Annotated in this window: 1 pseudogene; it reads left to right on the forward strand. The window is 39.0% G+C overall.

The window, feature by feature from the left end:
• Positions 1-644, forward strand: a pseudogene (locus CXF54_RS12935) (adhesin); the annotation flags it as partial.

Consider the following 644-nt stretch of genomic DNA (forward strand, 5'->3'; position numbering starts at 1 on the left):
ATAGTTACAGCAGGAACTGATATTACAGGAACAAGTACGTTGTACGTTTACACGGAAACAGGAACAGCGCCTAATATTTGTTCTGACGAAAGTAGTTTTACAGTTACAATAGATGCCGCACCAGTAGCGGATTCACCTATGGATGTAGAAGCTTGTGACACGTATACTTTACCAGCATTAACAGCTAATAATACTTATCACACAGCAACCGGAGGAGCTTCAGGAACTGAGGTTTCTGCAGGAACAGATATTACGACGACAACAACACTATATGTTTATAAATCAATTGGAACAGCGCCAAATAATTGTACTGACGAAAGTAGTTTTGTAATAACTATTAATGCATCTCCGACAGCAGATGTTATTTCTGATGAGCAATCTTGTTCTTCGTATACATTACCAACATTAAGTGCTAATAATGACTATTATTCAGCAACAGGAGGACCAAATGGAACGGGGACTTTAATTGCTTCGGGAACAGATATTACAGCAACAAGTACGTTGTACATTTACACTGAAACAGGAACAGCGCCTAATATTTGTTCTGACGAAACCAGTTTTACAGTTACAATAGATGCAGCACTAGTAGCGGATTCACCTATGGATGTAGAAGCTTGTGACACGTATACTTTACCAGCTTTGAC

The sequence above is a fragment of the Olleya sp. 1-3 genome, from assembly GCF_002836085.1.
In the GTDB taxonomy this organism is placed as follows: Bacteria; Bacteroidota; Bacteroidia; order Flavobacteriales; family Flavobacteriaceae; genus Olleya; species Olleya namhaensis.